2 tRNA genes and 2 rRNA genes are annotated in these 5,348 nt (G+C 51.1%); all 4 read right to left on the bottom strand.

Annotated elements, in window-relative coordinates:
- Nucleotides 1–164: 164 nt before the first annotated feature.
- Nucleotides 165–3,056 (bottom strand): 23S ribosomal RNA (locus tag NTD80_RS02200).
- Between the two features lie 248 nt (nucleotides 3,057–3,304).
- Nucleotides 3,305–3,380, bottom strand: a tRNA-Ala gene (locus NTD80_RS02195).
- A gap of 30 nt (nucleotides 3,381–3,410) precedes the next feature.
- Nucleotides 3,411–3,487, bottom strand: a tRNA-Ile gene (locus NTD80_RS02190).
- A gap of 82 nt (nucleotides 3,488–3,569) precedes the next feature.
- Nucleotides 3,570–5,106, bottom strand: a 16S ribosomal RNA gene (locus tag NTD80_RS02185).
- Together the 16S and 23S rRNA genes with 2 tRNA genes alongside form the textbook arrangement of a ribosomal RNA operon.
- Nucleotides 5,107–5,348: the final 242 nt, after the last annotated feature.

The following is a 5,348-nucleotide window of genomic DNA, read 5'->3' as shown; positions in this document are numbered from 1 at the left end:
GGGTACTGAGTCGTGACCAGGTGGCCTCGCTTCAGCAAATTGGGTATGTGATAGCTTTCGGTGTTTTGTGAACGTCGAACTTTCGGTTCATTTCGTCTTCACACACCGCAATCTGGTGCTCTTTTGCCTTTCAGCTCGAAGCAAGCAAATTGCTTGGGTGTTATATGGTCAAGCCTCACGGGCAATTAGTATTGGTTAGCTCAACGCCTCACAGCGCTTACACACCCAACCTATCAACGTCGTAGTCTTCGACGGCCCTTCAGGGAACTCAAGGTTCCAGTGAGATCTCATCTTGAGGCTAGTTTCCCGCTTAGATGCTTTCAGCGGTTATCTATTCCGAACATAGCTACCCGGCAATGCCACTGGCGTGACAACCGGAACACCAGAGGTTCGTCCACTCCGGTCCTCTCGTACTAGGAGCAGCCCCTCTCAAATCTCAAACGTCCACGGCAGATAGGGACCGAACTGTCTCACGACGTTCTAAACCCAGCTCGCGTACCACTTTAAATGGCGAACAGCCATACCCTTGGGACCGGCTTCAGCCCCAGGATGTGATGAGCCGACATCGAGGTGCCAAACACCGCCGTCGATATGAACTCTTGGGCGGTATCAGCCTGTTATCCCCGGAGTACCTTTTATCCGTTGAGCGATGGCCCTTCCATACAGAACCACCGGATCACTAAGACCTACTTTCGTACCTGCTCGACGTGTCTGTCTCGCAGTCAAGCGCGCTTTTGCCTTTATACTCTACGACCGATTTCCGACCGGTCTGAGCGCACCTTCGTACTCCTCCGTTACTCTTTAGGAGGAGACCGCCCCAGTCAAACTACCCACCATACACTGTCCTCGATCCGGATAACGGACCTGAGTTAGAACCTCAAAGTTGCCAGGGTGGTATTTCAAGGATGGCTCCACGCAGACTGGCGTCCACGCTTCAAAGCCTCCCACCTATCCTACACAAGCAAATTCAAAGTCCAGTGCAAAGCTATAGTAAAGGTTCACGGGGTCTTTCCGTCTAGCCGCGGATACACTGCATCTTCACAGCGATTTCAATTTCACTGAGTCTCGGGTGGAGACAGCGCCGCCATCGTTACGCCATTCGTGCAGGTCGGAACTTACCCGACAAGGAATTTCGCTACCTTAGGACCGTTATAGTTACGGCCGCCGTTTACCGGGGCTTCGATCAAGAGCTTCGCGTTAGCTAACCCCATCAATTAACCTTCCGGCACCGGGCAGGCGTCACACCCTATACGTCCACTTTCGTGTTTGCAGAGTGCTGTGTTTTTAATAAACAGTCGCAGCGGCCTGGTATCTTCGACCGGCATGAGCTTACGGAGCAAGTCCTTCACCCTCACCGGCGCACCTTCTCCCGAAGTTACGGTGCCATTTTGCCTAGTTCCTTCACCCGAGTTCTCTCAAGCGCCTTGGTATTCTCTACCCAACCACCTGTGTCGGTTTGGGGTACGGTTCCTGGTTACCTGAAGCTTAGAAGCTTTTCTTGGAAGCATGGCATCAACCACTTCGTTATCTAAAAGATAACTCGTCATCAGCTCTCGGCCTTAAGATCCCGGATTTACCTAAGATCTCAGCCTACCACCTTAAACTTGGACAACCAACGCCAAGCTGGCCTAGCCTTCTCCGTCCCTCCATCGCAATAACCAGAAGTACAGGAATATTAACCTGTTTTCCATCGACTACGCTTTTCAGCCTCGCCTTAGGGACCGACTAACCCTGCGTCGATTAACGTTGCGCAGGAAACCTTGGTCTTTCGGCGTGGGTGTTTTTCACACCCATTGTCGTTACTCATGTCAGCATTCGCACTTCTGATACCTCCAGCAAGCTTCTCAACTCACCTTCACAGGCTTACAGAACGCTCCTCTACCGCATCACTTACGTGATACCCGTAGCTTCGGTGTATGGTTTGAGCCCCGTTACATCTTCCGCGCAGGCCGACTCGACTAGTGAGCTATTACGCTTTCTTTAAAGGGTGGCTGCTTCTAAGCCAACCTCCTAGCTGTCTAAGCCTTCCCACATCGTTTCCCACTTAACCATAACTTTGGGACCTTAGCTGACGGTCTGGGTTGTTTCCCTTTTCACGACGGACGTTAGCACCCGCCGTGTGTCTCCCATGCTCGGCACTTGTAGGTATTCGGAGTTTGCATCGGTTTGGTAAGTCGGGATGACCCCCTAGCCGAAACAGTGCTCTACCCCCTACAGTGATACATGAGGCGCTACCTAAATAGCTTTCGAGGAGAACCAGCTATCTCCGAGCTTGATTAGCCTTTCACTCCGATCCACAGGTCATCCGCTAACTTTTCAACGGTAGTCGGTTCGGTCCTCCAGTTAGTGTTACCCAACCTTCAACCTGCCCATGGATAGATCGCCCGGTTTCGGGTCTATTCCCAGCGACTAGACGCCCTATTAAGACTCGCTTTCGCTACGCCTCCCCTATTCGGTTAAGCTCGCCACTGAAAATAAGTCGCTGACCCATTATACAAAAGGTACGCAGTCACAGAACAAAGTCTGCTCCCACTGCTTGTACGCATACGGTTTCAGGATCTATTTCACTCCCCTCTCCGGGGTTCTTTTCGCCTTTCCCTCACGGTACTAGTTCACTATCGGTCAGTCAGTAGTATTTAGCCTTGGAGGATGGTCCCCCCATATTCAGACAAAGTTTCTCGTGCTCCGTCCTACTCGATTTCATGACTAAGAGATTTTCGCGTACAGGGCTATCACCCACTATGGCCGCACTTTCCAGAGCGTTCCGCTAATCTCAAAGCCACTTAAGGGCTAGTCCCCGTTCGCTCGCCACTACTAAGGGAATCTCGGTTGATTTCTTTTCCTCAGGGTACTTAGATGTTTCAGTTCCCCTGGTTCGCCTCTTGCACCTATGTATTCAGTACAAGATAACCATCTTATGATGGCTGGGTTCCCCCATTCAGACATCTCCGGATCAAAGTCTGTTTGCCGACTCCCCGAAGCTTTTCGCAGGCTACCACGTCTTTCATCGCCTCTGACTGCCAAGGCATCCACCGTATGCGCTTCTTCACTTGACCATATAACCCCAAGCAATCTGGTTATACTGTGAAGACGACATTCGCCGAAAATTCGAATTTCTCAATTAAGAGAACTCACAAATTTTACCTTAGCCTGATCCGTTACCAGTGAAAGTAACGTTCAGTCTATCTTTCTATCACATACCCAAATTTTTAAAGAACGATCTAATCAAAGACTAGAAATCAACATTCACCATCAACCTGATGGAATGCTCATTTCTAAGCTTTCAAAACTTCAGAAGCAGTAGTGGTGGAGCCAAACGGGATCGAACCGTTGACCTCCTGCGTGCAAGGCAGGCGCTCTCCCAGCTGAGCTATGGCCCCGTATTTCTACAGGCGTTTCCCACACAAAATTGGTGGGTCTGGGCAGATTCGAACTGCCGACCTCACCCTTATCAGGGGTGCGCTCTAACCAACTGAGCTACAGACCCAATTTCGGGCTGCTTCTTATCGTCTTCTTCAATGAATCAAGCAATTCGTGTGGGAACTTATGGAGCAGCTGATGTCGTCGATTAAGGAGGTGATCCAGCCGCAGGTTCCCCTACGGCTACCTTGTTACGACTTCACCCCAGTCATGAATCACACCGTGGTAACCGTCCTCCCGAAGGTTAGACTAGCTACTTCTGGTGCAACCCACTCCCATGGTGTGACGGGCGGTGTGTACAAGGCCCGGGAACGTATTCACCGCGACATTCTGATTCGCGATTACTAGCGATTCCGACTTCACGCAGTCGAGTTGCAGACTGCGATCCGGACTACGATCGGTTTTATGGGATTAGCTCCACCTCGCGGCTTGGCAACCCTCTGTACCGACCATTGTAGCACGTGTGTAGCCCAGGCCGTAAGGGCCATGATGACTTGACGTCATCCCCACCTTCCTCCGGTTTGTCACCGGCAGTCTCCTTAGAGTGCCCACCATTATGTGCTGGTAACTAAGGACAAGGGTTGCGCTCGTTACGGGACTTAACCCAACATCTCACGACACGAGCTGACGACAGCCATGCAGCACCTGTCTCAATGTTCCCGAAGGCACCAATCTATCTCTAGAAAGTTCATTGGATGTCAAGGCCTGGTAAGGTTCTTCGCGTTGCTTCGAATTAAACCACATGCTCCACCGCTTGTGCGGGCCCCCGTCAATTCATTTGAGTTTTAACCTTGCGGCCGTACTCCCCAGGCGGTCAACTTAATGCGTTAGCTGCGCCACTAAGAGCTCAAGGCTCCCAACGGCTAGTTGACATCGTTTACGGCGTGGACTACCAGGGTATCTAATCCTGTTTGCTCCCCACGCTTTCGCACCTCAGTGTCAGTATCAGTCCAGGTGGTCGCCTTCGCCACTGGTGTTCCTTCCTATATCTACGCATTTCACCGCTACACAGGAAATTCCACCACCCTCTACCATACTCTAGTCAGTCAGTTTTGAATGCAGTTCCCAGGTTGAGCCCGGGGATTTCACATCCAACTTAACAAACCACCTACGCGCGCTTTACGCCCAGTAATTCCGATTAACGCTTGCACCCTCTGTATTACCGCGGCTGCTGGCACAGAGTTAGCCGGTGCTTATTCTGTCGGTAACGTCAAAACAGTTACGTATTAGGCAACTGCCCTTCCTCCCAACTTAAAGTGCTTTACAATCCGAAGACCTTCTTCACACACGCGGCATGGCTGGATCAGGCTTTCGCCCATTGTCCAATATTCCCCACTGCTGCCTCCCGTAGGAGTCTGGACCGTGTCTCAGTTCCAGTGTGACTGATCATCCTCTCAGACCAGTTACGGATCGTCGCCTTGGTGAGCCATTACCCCACCAACTAGCTAATCCGACCTAGGCTCATCTGATAGCGCAAGGCCCGAAGGTCCCCTGCTTTCTCCCGTAGGACGTATGCGGTATTAGCGTCCGTTTCCGAACGTTATCCCCCACTACCAGGCAGATTCCTAGGCATTACTCACCCGTCCGCCGCTCTCAAGAGAAGCAAGCTTCTCTCTACCGCTCGACTTGCATGTGTTAGGCCTGCCGCCAGCGTTCAATCTGAGCCATGATCAAACTCTTCAGTTCAAACATCTTTGGGTTTTTAAGAAACCCTAAACTTGGCTCAGCAATCGTTGGTTACATCTTTGATTTCTCGCGGAGTAACTTGTGATGCTGATAATCTTGTTGACTATCAGTCTGACTCCACAAGCACCCACACGAATTGCTTGATTCAGTTGTTAAAGAGCGGTTGGTTAAGATCTTTCGTCTCAACCGAGGCGCGCATTCTACAGCAGCCTCATTTGCTGTCAAGTGATTATTTTCAGAAG

The organism is Pseudomonas sp. 13B_2.1_Bac1, assembly GCF_025466155.1.
In the GTDB taxonomy this organism is placed as follows: Bacteria; Pseudomonadota; Gammaproteobacteria; order Pseudomonadales; family Pseudomonadaceae; genus Aquipseudomonas; species Aquipseudomonas aylmerensis.
The sequence above is the reverse complement of the archived record's forward strand: the minus strand, read 5'-3'. Positions and strand labels throughout refer to the sequence as shown.